The following is a 19,056-nucleotide window of genomic DNA, read 5'->3' on the forward strand; positions in this document are numbered from 1 at the left end:
CTCGTTTAACACTGCTGCGCCATCCACCATTCCGTCGACAACTCTCCGTGGGCGAGTAGCACCGACGGTCCGCGCAGGTAGCTGGTCGCGTCGGTGACGGTCACCGTGACCTCGCCGCCGGGGACGCGCACCCCGAGCGTGCCCGTGGTCTCGCCCCGGTACTCCAGCGCCGCGACCGCGGCCGCGACGGTTCCCGTTCCGCACGAACGGGTTTCACCGACGCCGCGCTCGTGCACCCGCATCGTCACCGTGCCCTGCTCGGGCGGGGTGAGCACCTCGACGTTGACGCCCTCCGGAAACAGCGAGGTGTCGAACTCGACCGGCGCCGCGACGTCGAGGGCGGCCAGGTCGCCCGTGGTCAGGCCCGCGGCGACGCAGGCGAGGTGCGGATTGCCGACGTCGACGGCCAGCCCGGTGAACGTGCGGCCGCCGACGACGGCGCTGCCCGTCCCCACCCGGTTGGCCTTGCCCATCTCGACGGTGACGTCGGCGGCCAGCGCATCGACCGAGTGCAGCACCACGGGGCGCGGACCGGCGAGCGAGCCGACGACGAACTCATCGCGCGACTCCAACCCGCTGACCCGCAGGTAGTGGGCGAACACGCGGACGCCGTTACCGCACATCTGGGCGATCGAGCCGTCGGCGTTGCGGTAGTCCATGAACCACTGGTCGTCGGCCAGACCCTCGGGGACGCGCTCGAACACGCCGGCGGCCAGGGCCGCGCCCACGGTGGTCACCCGAAGCACGCCGTCGGCGCCCAGTCCGCGACGCCGATCGCACAGTGCGGCGACCGCCGACGGGTGAAGTTCCGTCGCGGCGTCCAGGTCGGGCAGGATCACGAAATCGTTCTGCGTGCCGTGCCCCTTGGCGAACTTCACCTGTTCAGGATACGTGCGGCGTCGTCCGCGAGGGTTCCGGAGGCGCCGTCGAACCAGTGGATGCGGTGATCGCGGCGGAACCACGACCGCTGCCGCCGCACGTAGCGCCGTGTGCCGATGAACGTCCGCTCCCGCGCCTCGGCCACCGCGTCGGCTCCCCCGCCCGCATCCAGCGCCTCCAGCACCTGCGCGTAACCGAGCGCGCGGGACGCCGTGACACCGACGCGCAGGCCGTGCTCGCGCAGCGCCCGCACCTCGTCGACCAGGCCGTCGGCGAACATGACATCGGTGCGACGCCGCAGTCGTTCGTCCAGAACCGTTGTCTCCCAATCCAATCCGACGATGACCGTGTCCCAGCGCGGCGTGCCGATCTTCGGGGCGCTCGCGGCGAACGGCTGACCGGTGAGCTCCACGACCTCCAGCGCGCGCACGATCCGCCTGCCGTCGGTGGGCAGGATCGCCGCGGCCGCGGCGGGGTCGGTGGCGGCCAGCTCACCGTGCAGCGCCCCGACGCCGACCTCGGCGAGGCGGGTCTCCCACCGGGCGCGGACGCCCGGATCGGTGGCCGGAATAGCCCAGTCGTCGAGCAGCGACTGCAGGTACAGCATCGACCCGCCCACCACGACCGGCACCCGGCCGCGGGCGGCGATGTCCTCGACGTCGGCGGCGGCGTGCTGCTGGTAGCGGCCGACGGTCGCGGTCTGGGTGACGTCCAGAACGTCGAGCTGGTGATGTGGGATGCCTCGCCGTTCGCCGGGGGGCAGCTTCGCGGTGCCGATGTCCATCCCGCGGTAGAGCTGCATGGCGTCGGCGTTGACGATCTCGCCGCCCAGCCGCTCGGCCAGCTCGAGCGCCAGCGCGGTCTTGCCGGTGCCGGTGGGTCCGACGACCGCGACGGGCCTGGTCACGGGCCGATCGCCCGGACGCCGACGCTGTACCCCACCCCGTACGGTGCGTCCCGGTAGAGCTCGCGCACGGCGCCGGGCGCCGCCAACCCGGCGAACACCTGATAGGCCGCCCGACCGACGATCCCGTCGGGCAGCGCCGCCAGCACGGCGTCGTCGCCCGCGGCCAGCGCGGCGTCGAGGGCCTCCTGCACGGCGACCGATTCGGGGTCGTAACCGCCCGGCGCGGGCGGGGTCAGGGTGTTCGCGCCGTCGGCCACCACCAGCACACCGATCGGCTCGGGCGCGGCGTCGATCTCCGCGCGCAGGGCGCGGCCCGCGTCGCCCGCGGCGGTGGCGTCCAGGGCGGCCGCGAAGACGCGAACCTCGGCACGCGCCGCCGGATTCACACAGCCGCGAATCCATCCGGTGATCAACGCGCACAGGGGAAGTCGTGTCGCAGCGCCGGTCGGTTCGGGTGCCAGCGCGACGGGCAGGTCGGCTCCGTAACCGCCGAACGTACCCACCGCGCTCGGGGGGATGACGCCGTCGGCGTCGCCGACGCCCACCGCGATCCACCGATCCGGTAGCTCGGCCGCGGCGGCGACGACGGCCGTGCGCAGTTCGGCCAGCTCGGACGCGGCACCGGCGGCGAGCTCGGGCACCATGACGGGCGCGGACGGGACCCACGCGACGGCACTCAGCATTCCGCCACGCTAGCGGCGGCCTCGCCGCGGGCCAGTGCCGCGGTCGCGACGATCATGACCGCGAAGGCGACGGTCAGGGTCACCCACCCCACGTCGTCCGGTCGCAGGGTCTCACCCAGCACGACCACACCCAGCACCGAGCCGACGACGGGTTCGACGACGGTCATCGTCGGCAGCGACGCGGTCAGCGAGCCGGCGCGGAACGACGCCTGCTGCCACGCGGTGCCCAGTGTCGCCACCAGCGCCCACGCGTAGAGCTCCGGCGTCTTGAGCAGTTCCCACACCCCGTCGTCGAGGCGGTCGACGACGCCCTTGGTGAGGACGGCGAACAGGCCCCACATCGCCCCCGACATGCAGCCCAGCAGGACGGCGCTGATCGGTCCCGACAGCAGGCGGGCGCCGATCGCGCAGGCCAGGAGGGCCGGCCCCAGGACCAGCAGGACCAGCGACCAGGTCTCCAGCGACGCCCGCGAGTCCCCGGCGCTGGGGTTGCCGACGGTCACGATGATCACGACCGACGACGCCAGCAGGGCGGCCCACGTCCACTGGAAGCGCGTGACGCGGCGCCGGTTGAGGCGCGCGTGAATGGGCAGCGCGAACAGCAGCGAGGTCACCAGAATCGCCTGGACCAGCAGCACCGACCCGAAGCCCAGCGCAGCTGCCTGGAGGGCGAACCCGACGGCGGACACCGTGCTGCCCAACCACCACTGCCGATCCCGCAGTAGCCGGGTGAACAACTCGAGGTGGCCGACGGGTTCGTCGGTCACCTCGTGCGCCGAGCGCTGGTGGATGACGTCCCCTACGGCGATGAAGAGCGCGGCGCCCAGCGCCAGCAGGGCGGCGATGTCCGCTCGGTCCAACGCCACGTCCAACGCTCCACTCCGTTCCTCGGCGCTCAGCCTAGGCAACGGTTAAAGCGAAGGCGTGCGCACGCGCGACGACGACCTGTTTGAATAGCGGGCGGACAACAGCTAAAGGCGCCGCGTCGCGCGGCAGATGCGCGGGTTCCGCGCGGAGGGTACGAGGAACACGGATATGACCATCAGTGAGTCAGGCGGCGCGCCCAAGCCCACCCCCCGACCCGGACCGCCGCGTCCCGCCCCACGGCCCAGCGCGGCCCCGCCCGTCCCGGCTCCGCCACCACCCGCCGATCCGCACCGGTTCGGCCGCGTCGACCCGGATGGCACGGTGTGGCTGATCACGGCGGCGGGCGAGCGCACCATCGGGTCCTGGCAAGCCGGTGACACCGAGGCGGCGTTCGCGCACTTCGGCAGGCGCTACGAGGACCTGCACACCGAGATCGCGCTGATGGAGGGCCGGCTGTCGTCCGGTACCGGCGACGCCCGCAAGATCAAGAGCGCGGCGGCCACACTGCTGGAGAGCCTGCCCACCGCCGCGGTGCTCGGTGACGTCGACGCGCTGGCGGCCCGGCTGACCGCGATCGCCGACACCGCGGACACCGCCGCCGCGGCGGAGCGCGAGCGGCGCGACCAGCACCGCGCCGCCCAGACCGAACGCAAGGAGGCGCTTGCCGTCGAGGCCGAGGACATCGCCGCCAACTCCACGCAGTGGAAGGCCGCGGGCGATCGGCTGCGCGACATCCTCGAGGAGTGGCGCACGATCACCGGGCTGGATCGCAAGGTAGACGACGCCCTGTGGAAGCGCTACTCCGCCGCCAGGGAGACGTTCAACCGCCGCCGCGGGTCGCACTTCGCCGAACTCGACCGCGAACGGGTCGGCGTCAAGCAGGCGAAGGAGGCGCTGTGCGAGCGCGCCGAGGCGCTGGCCGACTCGACCGACTGGGGTCCGACGGCGGGCAAGTTCCGCGACCTGCTCACCGAGTGGAAGGCGGCCGGTCGCGCCGCCAAGGACCTCGACGACGCGCTGTGGGCCCGGTTCAAGGCCGCGCAGGACACGTTCTTCGCGGCCCGCAACGCCAACAACGCCGAACGTGACGCCGAGTTCGGCGCCAACGCGACGGCCAAGGAGGCGCTGCTGGCCGAAGCGGAGGCCATCGACATCTCGGACGCCGACGCCGCCCGCAAGGCGCTGCGCGTCATCGGCGACAAGTGGGACGCCATCGGCAAGGTGCCGAAGGAGCGCACCGACCTCGAGCGCCGGTTGCGGGCCGTCGAGAAGAAGGTGCGCGACGCCGCGACCAGCGGACCCGACCCCGAGGCACAGGCCAGGGCCGACCAGTTCCGCGAACGCGCCGAGCAGTACGAGCGGCAGGCCGAGAAGGCCGAGGCGGCGGGCAAGACCAAGGACGCCGAGCAGGCCAGAGCCAACGCCACGCAGTGGCGGGAGTGGGCCGAGGCGGCCGTCGAGGCCCTCGGCAGGAAGCGCTAGCGACTACTCGGCGGAGTCGGGGCCCAGATCGTCGAGAAGGCCCCTGCCCTGTTTCGCGGTCGCGGCCCGGCGGCGTTCCTCTTCGGCCGCGAGCTGCACCGCGGTGCGCGACCAGACCACGCGCGCCCAGTGGAAGGTCAGCAGGATCACGGCGATCCACGCGATGATCAGGCCGTAGCTCGGTCCGGGGTAACCGGCGGCCACCGTCTGACGCGACCACACCGCGAGCATGCCGATGAAGCACGCCACCGCGGAACCCGCCAGTGCGACCCACGCGAGCCCCCACCGCCGCGTGATCAGCGCCAGCATCGAGAAGCCGATGCTGAACACCAGCAGCAGCCAGGCGAACACCCGCGACGGGAGGGCGATGGCCTCGCGCACCGCGGCGTCGCTGCCGACGAGGACGTCGAGCCCGCGCGCGCTGCCGGTGTGCGGCAGCAGGAAGCTGACCAGAACCACGAACACCAGGATCGAAACGACCAAAGCCCGTGCGCCGGGATCGATTTCGCGCGCCATTCGGCGTTCCACCGCGTCGAGGTCGCCCTTGAACTCATCGAAATTCGTCATGCGCCGCATCCCTTCGCCGCGGGCTGCGCGGGGCGAAGGCCGAGTCCCGGCACGCCCAGTCCCACGGTTTTGACCTGGTGGCCCGCGGCGTGCGCATCGCCCGCACGGGTGCGCCGGTGCTCGACCACGTCGGCGTCGGCGATCAGATGGTGCGGTGCGGCGCCCGTGATGGTCGTGCACACGATGTCGCCAGGGCGCACGTCACGGTCGCCCGGCGCGAAGTGCACCAGCCTGCCGTCACGCGCTCTGCCGGACAGGCGCGCGGTACTCGAGTCCTTGCGTCCCTCGCCGGTGGCCACCAGCAGTTCCACCCCGGTTCCGACCAGCGCGAGGTTCTCCTCCCAGGAGATCCGCTCCTGAAGCTCGACGAGTCGCATATAGCGCTCCTGCACAACGGCTTTCGGCAGCTGATCGGGCAGCGTAGCCGCCGGTGTGCCGGGGCGCTTGGAGTACTGGAACGTGAACGCGCTCGCGAACCTCGCCCGCTCCACCACGTCGAGGGTGGCCTGGAAGTCGGCCTCGGTCTCGCCGGGGAATCCGACGATGAGGTCGGTCGTGATGGCGGCGTGCGGAATCGCGGCGCGCACGCGGTCGATGATGCCGAGGTAGCGCTCGGCGCGGTAAGACCGCCGCATCGCCTTGAGGATGCGATCCGATCCCGATTGCAGCGGCATGTGCAGTGTCGGACACACGTTCGGGGTGGCGGCCATCGCCTCGATGACGTCGTCGGTGAACTCGGCGGGATGCGGCGAGGTGAACCGCACCCGCTCGAGACCGGCGATCGAACCGCACGCCCTCAGCAGTGCGGCGAACGCACCGCGATCACGCGGGACGTCGGGGTCGGCGAAGGAGATCCCGTAGGCGTTCACGTTCTGGCCCAGCAGCGTCACTTCGAGCACGCCCTGGTCGACCAGCGACTGCACCTCGGCCAGGATGTCACCGGGTCTGCGGTCGACCTCCTTACCGCGCAACGCGGGCACGATGCAGAACGTGCACGTGTTGTTGCAGCCGACGGAGATGGAAACCCAGGCCGCGTAAGCGGATTCGCGAGCGGTGGGCAGATCCGACGGGAACTCCTGTAGCGCTTCGGCGATTTCGACCTGAGCGATCCGGTTGTGCCGGGCCCGCTCGAGCAACGTCGGTAACGACCCGATGTTGTGCGTCCCGAACACCACGTCGACCCAGGGCGCCCGCGTCAGCACCGCCTCGCGGTCCTTCTGCGCGAGGCAGCCGCCGACGGCGATCTGCATGTCGGGATTGGCCTCCTTGCGCGGAACGAGGTGGCTGATGTTCCCGTACAGCTTGTTGTCGGCGTTCTCGCGGACGGCGCAGGTGTTGAACACGACGACGTCGGCGTCGGTTCCGTCGGCGGCGCGCCGGTAGCCGGCCTGTTCGAGCAGGCCCGCGAGGCGCTCGGAGTCGTGGACGTTCATCTGGCAGCCGTAGGTGCGGACCTGGTAGGTGCGCGCCACGTCGCCGACAGGCGGGGAGGCCGCCCGCGCATCGTCGGTCACCATCGAAGTCACGGTCCAATCCTACGGGGGCGCACTCGCAGGCCAAATTCGCCGGATTGCCCAGACCTCGGCGGACCGCGCCGTTCCCGGGTAAGGTCTGGGCGCATGGTGATCGACGAGTCGGCGACCGCATCGAGCGAACCGGCGTCGGTGGACCAGCCGATGATCTCAATGCAGGCCGTCGACAAGCACTTCGGCGATCTGCACGTGCTCAAGAACATCAACTTCGAAGTCGCCCGCGGGCAGGTCGTCGTGGTGCTCGGTCCCTCGGGGTCGGGCAAGTCGACGTTGTGCCGCACCATCAATCGTCTCGAACCGATCGACTCCGGAACGATCAGAATCGACGGCAAACTGCTTCCCGCGGAGGGTCGCGGATTGGCGGAGTTGCGCGCGGACGTCGGGATGGTCTTCCAGTCGTTCAACCTGTTCGCCCACAAGACCATCCTCGAGAACGTCACCCTCGCGCCGATGAAGGTCCGCAAGGCGTCCAAGGACAAGGCCAGGGCCCGCGCGATGGAGCTGCTCGAGCGGGTGGGCATCGCCAATCAGAAGGACAAGTACCCGGCGCAGCTGTCGGGCGGCCAGCAACAGCGGGTCGCGATCGCGCGGTCGCTGGCGATGGATCCCAAGGTGATGCTGTTCGACGAGCCCACCAGCGCGCTCGACCCGGAGATGATCAACGAGGTCCTCGCGGTGATGGCGTCGCTCGCCGAGGACGGAATGACGATGCTCGTGGTCACCCACGAGATGGGTTTCGCACGCCGCGCCAGCCACCGGGTCGTCTTCATGGCCGACGGCGCGATCGTCGAGGACGCCGAGCCCGAGGAGTTCTTCACCAACCCGAAATCCGACCGTGCCAAGGACTTCCTCGGCAAGATCCTCAACCACTGAAACCGCTCCGGCGAAAGGAATTCCAGCTATGCCGTCCATGCGAATTCGATTGGCGGCGGCCGTCGCGGCCGTCGCACTCCCCCTCACCCTGACCGCGTGCGGTGGCGGTGACTCCGGCGGCAGCGCCGCGTCCGGCGACAAGGAGAACATCACCGTCGGCATCAAGTTCGATCAGCCCGGCCTCGGTATCAAGAACTCCGACGGCACCTACAGCGGCTTCGACGTCGACGTCGCCACCTACGTCGCCGAGCAGCTCGGCTACGCGCCCGACAAGATCGAGTGGAAGGAAGCGGTCTCCGCCCAACGGGAGAACCTGATCGACAACGATCAGGTCGACTACGTCGTGGCGACCTACTCGATCACCGACGAGCGCAAGAAGCGCGTCGACTTCGCCGGGCCGTACCTGGTCACCGGGCAGAGCCTGCTGGTCCAGGCGAGCAACAACGACATCACCAGCAAGGACTCGCTGGGCGGCAAGATCCTGTGCTCGGTCAAGGGGTCGACGCCCGCGCAGAAGATCAAGGACGAGTTCCCGACGGTGCAGCTGCAGGAGTACCCCAACTACTCGGCGTGCGTCGAGGCGTTGAAGACGGGCAAGGTCGCCGCGGTGACCACCGACGAGGTCATCCTCGCCGGCTACGCCGCGCAGAGCCCCGGCGCGTTCAAGCTGGTCGGCGGAACGTTCTCCACCGAGAACTACGGCATCGGCCTGAAGAAGGGCGACACCGAGCTGCAGACCAAGATCAACGACGCGCTGAAGAAGATGGAGTCCGACGGCGCCTGGACCGCGGCGTTCGAGAAGAACCTCGGGCCCGCCGGTATCAAGACCCCGGAACCCCCGGCCATCGGCTGACGGCCGGCGACGGTCGCTGCGCGGAGCGTACATGGAGGTTTTCACCGAGGATCCGGGCGCGTTCTTCCGAGCGTTCTGGGTCACCATCCAGTTGACGGTGTTCTCGGCCTTCTGGGCCCTGATCCTCGGCACGGTGCTGGCGGCGATGCGGTTGTCGCCGGTGCCCGTGCTCAACTGGCTCGGCACCACTTACGTCAACGTGGTGCGCAACACCCCGCTGACGTTGATCATCCTGTTCACCTCGCTGGGGCTGTACGCATCACTGGGTGTCTCGCTGGCCAGCGAGGGCTCCCCGACCTTCCTGGTGGACAACAACTTCCGACTCGCGGTGCTCGGATTGTCGGTCTACACGGCGTCATTCGTGTGTGAGACGCTGCGGTCCGGTGTCAACACGATCCCGTTGGGTCAGGCCGAGGCGGCCCGCTCGCTCGGCCTGACCTTCGGCCAGAACCTGCGGCTGATCCTGCTGCCGCAGGCCTTCCGGGCGACCATCATCCCGATGGGTTCGGTGCTGATCGCGCTCACCAAGAACACGACGATCGCATCGGTGATCGGCGTGGCGGAGGCGTCGTTGCTGATGTCGGAGTGGGTGGAGAACTCGTCGGCGCTGCTGTTGATCGGCAGTCTGTTCGCCGCCGGATTCGTGGTTCTGACACTGCCCCTCGGGCTGCTGTTCGGGTACCTGGGCAAGCGGATGGCGGTGGCGCGGTAGTGAGTAGCTCATCGGTTCTCTTCGACGCACCCGGCCCGCGCGCCAGGGTGCGCAACCACATCTCCACCGCGATCACCGTGCTGGTCGTGGCGGCGGTGCTCGCGTTCGTGCTGTACCAGTTGTGGACCAAGGACCAGTTCACCGCGGCGAAGTGGGAGCCGTTCGTCACACCGGACGTGTGGGTGAACTACATCGTCCCCGGCATCGAGGGGACGTTGACGGCGGCGGCGATCTCGATCGTGCTCGCCCTGGTGCTCGGGGTGGCACTGGGGGTCGGGCGGTTGTCGACGCATCGGGTGATCCGGGTGCCGTGCGCGGTGTTCGTCGAGTTCTTCCGCGCGGTACCGGTGCTGATCATGATGATCTTCGCGTACTTCGTCTACTCGAAGTACGACGTCTTCGACTCGGAGTACTCGACACTCGCCGGGGTGGTCACGGGTCTCACCCTGTACAACGGCGCCGTCATCGCGGAGATCGTCCGGGCCGGCGTGAACGCCCTGCCCCGTGGGCAGTCGGAGGCCGCGTGGTCGCTCGGGCTGCGCTGGGGCCAGACGATGCGCTCGATCCTGCTGCCGCAGGCCATCACCTCGATGCTGCCGGTGCTGGTGTCCCAGTTGGTCGTCGTGTTGAAGGACACCGCGATCGGCATCGCCATCACGTACTCCGAACTGCTGTCGGCGGGACAGAACATCGGCGCGTCGTTCAGCAACTACCTGCCCGCGCTCATCGTCGTCGCCGTCCTCATGATCGCCGTCAACTTCGCGCTGTCCTCGCTCGCGGTGCGGCTGGAGGCCAGGATGCGCCGGTCGGCGAAGGGGCCGGCCCCCCTGGAGGTCGAGAACGTCGAACAGGAGGGCGCGCCGGGAGCGAAGGCCGTCTAGGCCAGCAGCTCGCGCAGCTTCGCCTCCCCCGGCGATCCGGCGTCCGCCGAGTACAGGATGAGCGACAGGCCCGGGTCGTCGGGCAGGTGCACGGTTTCGTAGTTGACGGTGAACGTACCGACGCCGTCGTGGTGAAAACGCTTGGGCCCGTGCGTGTGTTGGAACAGCTTCCGGTCAGCCCACAGCGTCGCGAACTCGGCCGATCTCATCGACAGGTCGGCGACGAGATCGGTGAGGTGGGCATCGGCGCCGTTCTGTCCGCCGTTCAGCCGCAGAATCGCCACCAGTTGAGCGGCGATATCGCGCCAGTCCGGGTAGACCCGGCGTGCTCGTGCGTCGGTGAACATCCACCGCACCATGTTGCGCTCGGGCACCGGCAACGCGTCGAAGTCGTGGATCAGCAGCGCTGCCGCGCGGTTGATGGCGAGCACCTCGAGCCTCGGACCGTGCAGCACGGCGGGGGTCGGATCGAGCGCGGCCACCATCGAGCGCAGCGCGGGCCGCACCCGCGGCGGGGCGGTGGCCGTCGTCCGCGTCGGCCTCACCAGTGCGGCCAGGTAACGGCGTTCGAGCGCGTCGAGCCGCAACACCCCCGCCACGGCGTCGAGCACCTGATCGGAGACGTTGGTGGCTCGACCCTGCTCTAGGCGCGCGTAGTAGTCCGGGCTGACGCCGGCGAGCATCGCGAGCTCCTCACGGCGGAGGCCCGCGACACGTCGTCCATTCGCCGCCGCCGGCAGGCCCACGTCAGCGGGTGCGAGTCGGGCACGACGCGACTTCAGGAACTCCGAGAGCTCGTCCTGACGCGCGGCCACCCGCCGATTATCGACGATTCCGCCGGGGTCTGACAGACCCGGGTTCAGCGGGGCGCGTTGACCGCGGTGGATTCGCCTGCCGGTGGTGTTGATTCGGGTGTCACAGACACTCAGCGTGAATCCCGAAAGGACTCGACATGACCGTGTGGTTCATCACCGGAGCATCCCGTGGCTTCGGCCTGGAAATCGCCCGTGAGGCGTTGTCGCGCGGCGACAGCGTCGTGGCGACGGCCCGAAATCCGCAGACCGTCCTCGACGCGATCCCCGGCGGCGGGGACCGACTACTCGCCGTCCAGCTCGACGTCGCCGTGCCCGCACAGATCACCGACGCGGTCGACGCCGCGATCGCCCGCTTCGGGCGGATCGACGCACTGGTCAACAACGCGGGCCGCGGCCTCGTCGGCGCCGTCGAGGAGACGTCGGACGCGGAAGCCCGTGCCGTCTTCGACGTGAACGTGTTCGGATTGCTGGCCGTCACGAACGCCGTGCTGCCGCAGATGCGTTCGCAGCGTTCCGGCCTGATCGTCAACCTGTCGTCGGTCGGCGGGTTCGTCGCCTGGCCCGGTTGGGGTGTGTACGCGGCGACGAAGTTCGCCGTCGAAGCGCTGTCGGAGGCGATGACGCACGAGCTGGCGCCGCTGGGCATCACGTCGGTGGCCATCGAGCCGGGACCGTTCCGCACGAACTTCCTCGACGGCACCAGCCTCTCGGTCGCCGAGGCGCGGATCGACGACTACGCCGACACCGCCGGCGCCGCCAGGGAGTGGGCCGTCGACTCCAACTACGGGCAGAACGGTGACCCGCTGATGGCCGCGAAGATCATCGTCGACCTGGCGTCGTACGCCGAACTGCCTGAACGAATCCAGCTGGGCGCCAACGCCGTCAACGACGTGGCAGGCAAGCTCGAACGCACCGCCCGCGATCAGGAGGCGTGGCGGGCGATCAGCCTGTCGGCCGACTACGCGACGAGCTAGACGCGCCTGCGTTCGCGTTCGTTGGCCAATGCGACCTTCACGACGTCGAACGCCAGACCCTGTCCGTAGCCGCGGCGAGCCAGCATGCCGACCAGTCGACGAGCCAACCTGGCGTCGTCACCGGGGTCATCGGTCAGCTTCTCGCGCCGCAACCGGTCGACGACCAGTTGCTCGGCGCGGGCCCGCTCGGACTCCGGATCGACATCGGCCAGCGCCGCGTCGATCACCTCGTTGTCGACGCCCTTGGTTCGCAATTCGGAGACCAAGGCGCGCTTGCCTTTCCCGGCGTTGACGCGACGGGAGCGCACCCACTGCTCGGCGAAGTCGCGATCGTCGATCAGGCCGACGTCGGCGAGCCGGTCCAACACCCGCTCGCTGACGTCGTCCGGGTACCCCCGTTTGGCCAGCTGGCCGGCCAACTCGGCTCTGGTCCGAGCTCGAGCGGTGAGCAGGCGCAGGCACAGGGCCCGCGCCTGCTCACCCTGCGACTCAGAAGTCGACGGGAGCGGGGAGGGGCTCGACATTGCCGGGCTCGTCGGTCAGCACGGCTCCGATGCCGAGCTTCTCCTTGATCTTCTTCTCGATCTCGGCGGCGACTTCCGGGTTCTCGAGCAGGAAGTTGCGGGCGTTCTCCTTGCCCTGCCCCAACTGCTCGCCCTCGTAGGTGAACCAGGACCCGGACTTGCGCACGAAACCGTGTTCAACGCCCATGTCGATGAGCGAACCCTCCTTGGAGATGCCCTTGCCGTACAGGATGTCGAACTCGGCCTGCTTGAACGGCGGCGACACCTTGTTCTTGACGACCTTGACGCGGGTCCGGTTGCCGACCGCGTCGGTGCCGTCCTTGAGCGTCTCGATGCGCCGCACGTCCAGGCGGACGGAGGCGTAGAACTTCAGCGCCTTACCGCCCGTGGTGGTTTCAGGCGAACCGAACATGACGCCGATCTTCTCGCGGAGCTGGTTGATGAAGATCGCGGTGGTGCCCGAGTTGTTCAGCGCACCGGTGATCTTCCGCAGCGCCTGGCTCATCAGGCGGGCCTGCAGGCCGACGTGGCTGTCGCCCATCTCGCCCTCGATCTCGGCGCGCGGTACCAGCGCGGCCACCGAGTCGATGACGAGGATGTCCAGCGCGCCGGACCGGATCAGCATGTCGGCGATCTCAAGCGCCTGCTCACCGGTGTCGGGCTGGGAGACCAGCAGCGAGTCGGTGTCGACGCCCAGCTTCTTGGCGTAGTCGGGGTCGAGCGCGTGCTCGGCGTCGATGAACGCCGCGATGCCGCCTGCGGCCTGCGCGTTGGCGACCGCGTGCAGCGCGACCGTGGTCTTACCCGAGGACTCCGGGCCGTAGATCTCGACGACGCGGCCGCGCGGCAGCCCGCCGATACCCAGCGCGACGTCGAGCGCGATCGATCCCGTCGGGATGACCGAGATGGGCTGGCGGACCTCGTCACCGAGGCGCATCACCGATCCCTTGCCGTGACTCTTCTCGATCTGAGCGAGAGCCAGTTCCAGGGCCTTCTCGCGGTCTGGTGCTTGCGGCATTGTGATACCTCTCAGGTAGTCGTTGTCGACCGGTTCTCGATCGGTTGGCTGTGACGCTAGGCGAGGCCACCGACAAGCCGTCCGGTCGAACTCACACCACAGTAGACGAACAGGTGTTCGATTCAAGTGGACACGCCGGTGGGCTACTTTCTGCACATGTCGACGCGACGGGATGTTCGGATCCCAGCCGCAGGTGGCCACATCGCCGCCTACCTCTACCGTCCCCTCGGCACCGGGGAGAACACCGCCTGCGTGGTGATGGCACACGGCTTCACCGCCACCCGCGACGACGGGTTACCCGCATACGCCGAGGCGTTCTGCGAGGCCGGCTACGTCGTGGTGCTGTTCGACTACCGCCACTTCGGCGCCTCGACGGGCGAACCCCGCCAACTCCTCGACATCGCCGAACAGCGCGAGGACTACCACACCGTCATCGCCTGGGCGCGGCACCTCGACGGCGTGGATCCGGACCGGATCGTGGTGTGGGGTTCGTCCTTCAGCGGCGGCCACGTGCTCGTCGTCGCGGCGCAGGATCCCCGAATCGCCGCGGTGATCGCTCAGGCGCCCATGACCGACGCCATCGCAGTGCTCCGCGAGGTGCCCGCGCGCAACATACCGCCGATCGTGCTGGCCGCCGTCAAGGACCAGTTCCGGGCCTGGCGCGGACGTCCGCCGCACGTGGTGCCGGCCGTCGGCGCCCCCGGCACCGTCGCCGCCATAACCTCCCCGGACGCCGAACCCGGCTTCAGGAAGATAGTGGACGCACATTCGCTGTGGCGCAACGAGTTCGCCGCGCGTCTGATGTTCGCGTTCCCGTTCGATCGGCCCGGCCGCAAGGCGGCGACCCTGCGGATGCCGGTGCTCTTCTGCGTATGCGACGACGACGTGGTCACACCACCCGGCCCGTCCGTCGAGGCGGCCCGCCGCGCTCCCCGTGGGCAGTTGCGGCGCTACCCGTACGGCCACTTCGACATCTACCACGACCCGCGCGTCAAACGGGATCAACTCGCCTTCCTGAGCGCGGTGCTGACGCCCTCGGCCTAACCGGTCGTCACCACTCCTCGCGCGGGACGTCGAAGTCCGCGCACAGGGCGCGCCAGACCTCCCGCGGATCGACACCGTCCTCGATGGCCTGCGCCGCGGTCCGGCCTCCGAACGCGGTCAGAACGTGGTCGACGAGCATCGAACCACCGCGCACCGAGCCGAACCGCCCCCTGACGAGTTCGTGGAATTCCGTCAACCGCACGTGACCAACTTACGCGCGGGACGCCAGCACTTCATGGCACACCCGTACCGGATCGGCGACCGCCGAGACGGAGGCGCCCGCCGCCCGCGCGGCGGCACGACAGGCCGGCGATGCCAGCACGTCGGCGACCGCGGTCGCGAGCGCATCGCCACGCAGCGGTCGCACCAGCAGTCCACTGCCCTGTCGCACAACGCGATTGGCGATCTCCCACTGGTCGCCCCCGCCGGGCACCGTCACCAGTGGCACCCCTGCCAACAGCGCCTTCGACACGATCCCGTGACCGCCGCCGCACACGATGACGTCGGCGCGCGACAGCAGTTCGTCCTGCCTGCCCAGCCCCACCGCGGCCCACGGCGGCACCGCGACGTCGGCACCGCCGAGACGTGACACCGCGACCCGCGCACCGGGCGGCAGCGCCACCCCCGGCTGCAGCACGTCGAGTGCCACCTCGGCGAGGCCCCGCGTACCCGTCGTCGCGGTCGACGGGGCCACCACCACCAGTGGGCCGTCCCCCGGCGGCACGTCGAGCACGGTGTCCGTCGGCTCGAAGTGCAACGGCCCGACGACGACGGCTTCGGCGGGCCAGTCGGGGCGCTCCACCTCCAGGGCGGGCAACGTCGCGATCAGTCGCCGCGCCGGCCCCGGACCGGTTGCGGGCAGACCGATTCCGACGCGGGCGGTTGCGTGTTGTCGCTGCCCCGCCCGGAACGACCTGGCGGACAGCCTGCGCATCACGGCGTCGCGCGCCCGACCGCGCAGGCCGACGCCCGGCGCCAGGCCGCTGCCGAGCGGAGGCAGCCCACGCGACGGCCGGTACAGCGGGTGCGGACTCAGTTCGACCCACGGCAACCCGAGCAACTCCGCGACCATCCCGCCGCAGGTGGTGATGACGTCGGACACCACCAGATCGACCGCGATCCGCTCGAGCACCGGCCGGTTGAGCACCGCCATCCGCGCGCCGCGCCGATGGAGTTTCGCTCCGGCGTCCGCGTCGTCATCGTCGTCGTCGGCGTCCAGGCCGGCGAGTTCGACGGCGTCGACGCCGACACCGCGCGCGGTGTCCAGCCATTCGACGCCGGTCAGCAGGATCGGCGAGTCGCCCGCGGCGCGCAATCGCACACACAGCGCGAGAGCGGGGAAGGCATGGCCGGGGTCGGGTCCGGCGACCACCGCGACACGCATCGGCCTACCCTGCCACAGGCCCGGCGCACTACGCTCGGCGCTATGACTGAGCAGACATCGACCGTCCCGGACAATGCGCTGGTGGTCGAAACCTTCCTCGACGCGTTGCAGGACCAGGACTTCACCACCATCGACGCGCTGCTCGCCGACGACGTCGTGTACCAGAACGTCGGCCTGCCCACCATCAACGGCCGCGTCAAGGTGGTGAAGTTGATGCGGGGTATGGAGGGCCGGATGGGCTTCGAGGTGAAGTTCCACCGCAACGTCGCAGAGGGTTCGACGGTGCTGAACGAGCGCACCGACGCCATGGTGTTCGGACCGTTGCGCCTGCAGTTCTGGGTGTGCGGGGTGTTCGAAGTGCACGACGGCCGGATCACGCTGTGGCGGGACTACTTCGACTTCTTCGACATGTTCAAGGCCACGGTGCGCGGCCTCGTCGGGATCGCCGTTCCCGCCCTGCGCCCGAAGATGTGACCGCCGCCGACACCGCACGCAGCAGGCCCAACGCGTGGGAGTACGTGACCTACTGCTACGGGCGGCGGCTCCCCGACTCGATGAAGCAGTGGGTGGCCGACGATCTGGCCGGCCGCGGGGCGACGGTGCGCATGATGGTTCGCGTCTTCATCCCCGCGGTGCTGATCCTGACGCCGTTCTGGCTCATCCCGATGTCGTTGTACCTGCACCTGTCGACCACGCTGCCGATCCTGATCCCGTTCGTGTTCTTCTCGCACGCGTTGAACAAGGTGTGGCGCAGACACATGCTGCGCAAACACGGGTTGGACCCGGCGCTGGTCGACTACATCTCGCGCCAGCGCAACGCCCACATCCACGAGGCGTACATCGAGAAGTACGGCCCACGGGAGGGGCCGTCGTACAGCCACGACGTGTGAGGCTCAGGCGCGGCGCAACTGGCCCAGTTCGTCGAACGCCTGCGCCCAGCCGGTGAGGCGGTCGGTGGCACCTGACAGTTCATGACGGTAGCGCTGCGCCGTCGTCGACGGTCCAGGGGCCGTGGATACCAGTTGTGCTGCGGCGGTGACCATCTCGTTGTACTGCCGGGCACCCGCGTCCAGTTGTGCGGCGAACGCGCGGACCGTCGGCGCCAGATGGGAGCGCGATTGCGGCGCGTTGTTCATCGCGCGTTCCAGCGACATGATCTCCGTGGCGGTGGACGCCATCGCGGCCGCCGTCAGCGAGGCGGCGTGCGTCACCTCCGCCAACTCGTCGGCGGGCAGCATCTGACTGCGCTGCATCACGCCCAGCAGCGAGAAGAGCCCGCGCTCAGCGGACGCCAGCGCCGCCATGGGCTGGCGCGCCGCCGATCCCCACGGGGGCAACCGCCGCAGCGTGCGCTCGGGCGGCAGCGGGGTCGCCCGCAGCCACCGATACCGGAGGAAGGCCAGCGTCGCCCAGAACGCGGCGCCCGCGGCGATGCACCCGGTGATGATCAGCACCCAGACGGGTGTGCTCCACATCGCGAGCACGGCGGTCACCGCGGTCCACAATCCCGTCGCGAACGTGAAGAACCAGCCGGCGCGCAGCGCCCAGCGCCGCTTGCGCAGCAGCTTGGCGCGCGGGTCGGCCGCGGCTCCGAGTTTCTGGGCCAGCCCGTCGGACAGCTCGGCGGCCGTGTCGACACCGCGTTGCAGCAGCGTCCGCCAGGTCTCCGCGCGTCCAGTCTTCACGTCCACTGCTATCAACCTCGAGACTTATTGGGGTAGTGGGTTTTCCGGCTTCTGAAGTGGCGGGGGCGTGGCCGGGGTGGCAGGAGCCGCCGCTCCGCCGGCGGGCAACGCCTCGCCCCGCATCGACGCCCGGATCTGCTCGAGCCGCGAGTGTCCCGCCATCTGAACACTCGCCTGCTGTACTTCCATCATCCTGCCCTGCACGGAGTTCTGCGCCAGCTCCGCTGCGCCCATCGCGTTGGCATAGCGTCGCTCGATCTTCTGGCGCACCTCGTCCAGGCTGGGCGTGGTGCCGGGGGCGGCGAGCTCGCTCATCGAGTTCAGCGACGCGCTGACCTGCTCCTGCATCTTGGCCTGCTCGAGCTGGCTCAGCAGCTTGCTGCGCTCGGCGATCTTCTGCTGCAGCATCATCGCGTTCTGCTCGACGGCCTTCTTGGCCTGACCCGCGGCCTGCAGGGCCTGGTCGTGCAGGGTCTTGAGGTCCTCGACGCTCTGTTCGGCGGTCACCAGCTGCGCCGCGAACGCCTCGGCGGCGTTGGTGTACTCGGTCGTCTTCGCGACGTCACCCGACGCGGTGGCCTGATCGGCGAGCGTGAGCGCCTGCCGGACGTTGACCTGGAGCTTCTCGATGTCGGCCAGCTGCCGGTTGAGGCGCATCTCGAGCTGACGCTGATTGCCGATGACCTGGGCCGCCTGCTGGGTCAGCGCCTGGTGCTGCCGCTGCGCGTCCTCGATGGCCTGCTGGATCTGCACCTTCGGATCGGCGTACTCGTCGACCTTGGAGCTGAACAGCGCCATCAGGTACTTCCACGCCTTGGTGAACGGGTTGGCCATGAGAACGTGTCCGCCTTCGTGTCGTGCTTGTCTGCCCTGGAGCGGGCCCTGTGGTTGCGCTAGTGCCAACTTATCGGTTTCGCGGTGGTGTCCACACCCCTGCCGCCGATTTCGGACCCGCCGACCCGGACCGACCTAGGCGACGGCCATCGTCACGACCTGGGGGATGACGACCTTGGTGCTGACGTCGATGTTCGTGGCGCTCGAAGCCGGTGCGTCGGCCAGCACGAGTTCCTGGCGACCCAGTTCCTCACCGGCATCGGTCAGCACCCGCGACAGCGGCACCTCGAGGGCGCCGCAGATGGCGCTGAGCAGTTCGCTGGAGGCCTCCTTGCGGCCGCGCTCCACTTCGGAGAGGTAGCCGAGGCTGACGCGCGCGTCATCGGACACCTCACGCAGCGTCCTGCCCTGCTCCATCCGGGCGCGACGCAGCACGTCGCCGATCACCTCGCGCAGCAATGCGGTCATCGCGCTCTCCTTCCGACTGGGGTTCTACGAGTCAGAACGCGCACACGACGCGATTCAGTTCCCGAGCCGGCGTG

Annotated in this window: 23 protein-coding genes; 9 read left to right on the plus strand and 14 right to left on the minus strand. The window is 69.5% G+C overall.

Annotated elements, in window-relative coordinates; all coding sequences use genetic code 11:
• Positions 1-5: 5 nt before the first annotated feature.
• Genes dapF through NM203_RS13055 form a run of 4 tightly spaced genes read right to left on the minus strand, consistent with a single transcriptional unit; the run spans position 6 to position 3,329 of the window.
• Entirely contained in the window at positions 6-878 is an 873-nt protein-coding gene (gene dapF / locus NM203_RS13040; protein ID WP_255060348.1) for a diaminopimelate epimerase, read from the minus strand.
• Positions 875-1,786 (minus strand): tRNA (adenosine(37)-N6)-dimethylallyltransferase MiaA, encoded by a 912-nt coding sequence (miaA, locus tag NM203_RS13045; protein WP_255060349.1) that lies wholly within the window; start codon positions 1,784-1,786, stop codon positions 875-877. The genes dapF and miaA overlap by 4 nt, the downstream gene beginning before the upstream one ends.
• Positions 1,783-2,469, minus strand: a complete 687-nt coding sequence (locus NM203_RS13050) for a class III extradiol ring-cleavage dioxygenase family protein (RefSeq protein WP_255060351.1) — start codon at positions 2,467-2,469, stop codon at positions 1,783-1,785. Before NM203_RS13050 ends, miaA begins: the two co-directional genes overlap by 4 nt.
• Entirely contained in the window at positions 2,463-3,329 is an 867-nt protein-coding gene (locus NM203_RS13055; protein WP_255060436.1) for a DMT family transporter, read from the minus strand. The genes NM203_RS13050 and NM203_RS13055 overlap by 7 nt, the downstream gene beginning before the upstream one ends.
• Before the next feature lie 175 nt (positions 3,330-3,504).
• Here NM203_RS13055 and NM203_RS13060 point away from each other — a divergent pair, with 175 nt between their 5' ends.
• The gene (locus NM203_RS13060; protein ID WP_255060352.1) at positions 3,505-4,818 is read left to right on the plus strand and encodes a DUF349 domain-containing protein; all 1,314 of its coding nucleotides are present in this window, start codon (positions 3,505-3,507) and stop codon (positions 4,816-4,818) included.
• Between the two features lie 3 nt (positions 4,819-4,821).
• Here the strand turns inward: NM203_RS13060 and NM203_RS13065 are convergent, their stop codons facing one another.
• Positions 4,822-5,385: an Rv2732c family membrane protein gene (locus NM203_RS13065; protein WP_408633336.1), complete on the minus strand. Its 564-nt coding sequence runs from the start codon at positions 5,383-5,385 to the stop codon at positions 4,822-4,824.
• Entirely contained in the window at positions 5,382-6,902 is a 1,521-nt protein-coding gene (miaB, locus tag NM203_RS13070) for a tRNA (N6-isopentenyl adenosine(37)-C2)-methylthiotransferase MiaB (RefSeq protein WP_255060437.1), read from the minus strand. The genes NM203_RS13065 and miaB overlap by 4 nt, the downstream gene beginning before the upstream one ends.
• A 159-nt stretch (positions 6,903-7,061) precedes the next feature.
• Between miaB and NM203_RS13075 the strand changes: the two genes are divergently transcribed.
• Genes NM203_RS13075 through NM203_RS13090 form a run of 4 tightly spaced genes read left to right on the plus strand, consistent with a single transcriptional unit; the run spans position 7,062 to position 10,236 of the window.
• Complete coding sequence (locus tag NM203_RS13075) at positions 7,062-7,790, plus strand: amino acid ABC transporter ATP-binding protein (RefSeq protein ID WP_255060438.1); 729 nt, start codon at positions 7,062-7,064, stop codon at positions 7,788-7,790.
• A 28-nt stretch (positions 7,791-7,818) separates the two neighbouring features.
• Positions 7,819-8,643, plus strand: a complete 825-nt coding sequence (locus NM203_RS13080) for a glutamate ABC transporter substrate-binding protein (RefSeq protein ID WP_255060354.1) — start codon at positions 7,819-7,821, stop codon at positions 8,641-8,643.
• 31 nt (positions 8,644-8,674) lie between these two features.
• Positions 8,675-9,355: an amino acid ABC transporter permease gene (locus NM203_RS13085; RefSeq protein ID WP_255060355.1), complete on the plus strand. Its 681-nt coding sequence runs from the start codon at positions 8,675-8,677 to the stop codon at positions 9,353-9,355.
• Complete coding sequence (locus NM203_RS13090) at positions 9,355-10,236, plus strand: amino acid ABC transporter permease (protein ID WP_255060356.1); 882 nt, start codon at positions 9,355-9,357, stop codon at positions 10,234-10,236. Before NM203_RS13085 ends, NM203_RS13090 begins: the two co-directional genes overlap by 1 nt.
• On the opposite strand, the gene NM203_RS13095 is transcribed toward NM203_RS13090, so the two are convergent.
• Positions 10,233-11,051, minus strand: coding sequence for a helix-turn-helix domain-containing protein (locus NM203_RS13095; protein ID WP_255060357.1), 819 nt, complete (start codon positions 11,049-11,051; stop codon positions 10,233-10,235). The genes NM203_RS13090 and NM203_RS13095 overlap by 4 nt on opposite strands.
• A 137-nt stretch (positions 11,052-11,188) precedes the next feature.
• Between NM203_RS13095 and NM203_RS13100 the strand changes: the two genes are divergently transcribed.
• Positions 11,189-12,025: an oxidoreductase gene (locus NM203_RS13100; RefSeq protein ID WP_255060358.1), complete on the plus strand. Its 837-nt coding sequence runs from the start codon at positions 11,189-11,191 to the stop codon at positions 12,023-12,025.
• Here the strand turns inward: NM203_RS13100 and recX are convergent.
• Both recX and recA read right to left on the minus strand, forming a co-directional pair.
• Positions 12,022-12,549 (minus strand): recombination regulator RecX, encoded by a 528-nt coding sequence (gene recX / locus NM203_RS13105; protein ID WP_255060360.1) that lies wholly within the window; start codon positions 12,547-12,549, stop codon positions 12,022-12,024. The two genes, NM203_RS13100 and recX, sit on opposite strands and share 4 nt — an antisense overlap.
• Positions 12,515-13,567: a recombinase RecA gene (gene recA, locus NM203_RS13110; RefSeq protein ID WP_255060361.1), complete on the minus strand. Its 1,053-nt coding sequence runs from the start codon at positions 13,565-13,567 to the stop codon at positions 12,515-12,517. The genes recX and recA overlap by 35 nt, the downstream gene beginning before the upstream one ends.
• A 150-nt stretch (positions 13,568-13,717) precedes the next feature.
• On the opposite strand from recA, the gene NM203_RS13115 reads away from it, so the two are divergent.
• A complete protein-coding gene (locus NM203_RS13115; protein WP_456299313.1) occupies positions 13,718-14,611 on the plus strand; it encodes an alpha/beta hydrolase in 894 nt (297 codons plus the stop codon).
• 7 nt (positions 14,612-14,618) lie between these two features.
• Here NM203_RS13115 and NM203_RS13120 read toward each other — a convergent pair whose 3' ends face one another.
• Positions 14,619-14,813 carry a DUF3046 domain-containing protein gene (locus NM203_RS13120; RefSeq protein ID WP_255060363.1) on the minus strand — a complete coding sequence of 65 codons (195 nt, stop codon included), beginning with the start codon at positions 14,811-14,813 and terminating at the stop codon, positions 14,619-14,621.
• Positions 14,814-14,822: 9 nt separating this feature from the next.
• Positions 14,823-15,995, minus strand: a complete 1,173-nt coding sequence (locus tag NM203_RS13125; protein WP_255060364.1) for a glycosyltransferase — start codon at positions 15,993-15,995, stop codon at positions 14,823-14,825.
• A 42-nt stretch (positions 15,996-16,037) separates the two neighbouring features.
• Here NM203_RS13125 and NM203_RS13130 point away from each other — a divergent pair, with 42 nt between their 5' ends.
• Together NM203_RS13130 and NM203_RS13135 are read left to right on the plus strand one after the other, a co-directional pair.
• Positions 16,038-16,469 (plus strand): limonene-1,2-epoxide hydrolase family protein, encoded by a 432-nt coding sequence (locus tag NM203_RS13130; RefSeq protein ID WP_255060365.1) that lies wholly within the window; start codon positions 16,038-16,040, stop codon positions 16,467-16,469.
• The gene (locus tag NM203_RS13135) at positions 16,466-16,885 is read left to right on the plus strand and encodes a DUF5313 domain-containing protein (protein WP_255060366.1); all 420 of its coding nucleotides are present in this window, start codon (positions 16,466-16,468) and stop codon (positions 16,883-16,885) included. The genes NM203_RS13130 and NM203_RS13135 overlap by 4 nt, the downstream gene beginning before the upstream one ends.
• 3 nt (positions 16,886-16,888) lie before the next feature.
• On the opposite strand, the gene pspM is transcribed toward NM203_RS13135, so the two are convergent.
• From pspM to clgR, 3 genes are all read right to left on the minus strand, one after another.
• Positions 16,889-17,686 carry a phage shock envelope stress response protein PspM gene (pspM, locus tag NM203_RS13140; protein WP_255060368.1) on the minus strand — a complete coding sequence of 266 codons (798 nt, stop codon included), beginning with the start codon at positions 17,684-17,686 and terminating at the stop codon, positions 16,889-16,891.
• A gap of 18 nt (positions 17,687-17,704) precedes the next feature.
• On the minus strand, positions 17,705-18,514 hold the full coding sequence (gene pspA / locus NM203_RS13145; RefSeq protein ID WP_255060369.1) for a phage shock protein PspA: 810 nt from the start codon (positions 18,512-18,514) through the stop codon (positions 17,705-17,707).
• Between the two features lie 135 nt (positions 18,515-18,649).
• Entirely contained in the window at positions 18,650-18,982 is a 333-nt protein-coding gene (gene clgR, locus NM203_RS13150; RefSeq protein WP_255060370.1) for a transcriptional regulator ClgR, read from the minus strand.
• Between the last annotated feature and the right edge of the window lie 74 nt (positions 18,983-19,056).

The organism is Mycolicibacterium arenosum (genome assembly GCF_024320865.1).
Classification (GTDB): Bacteria; Actinomycetota; Actinomycetes; order Mycobacteriales; family Mycobacteriaceae; genus Mycobacterium; species Mycobacterium arenosum.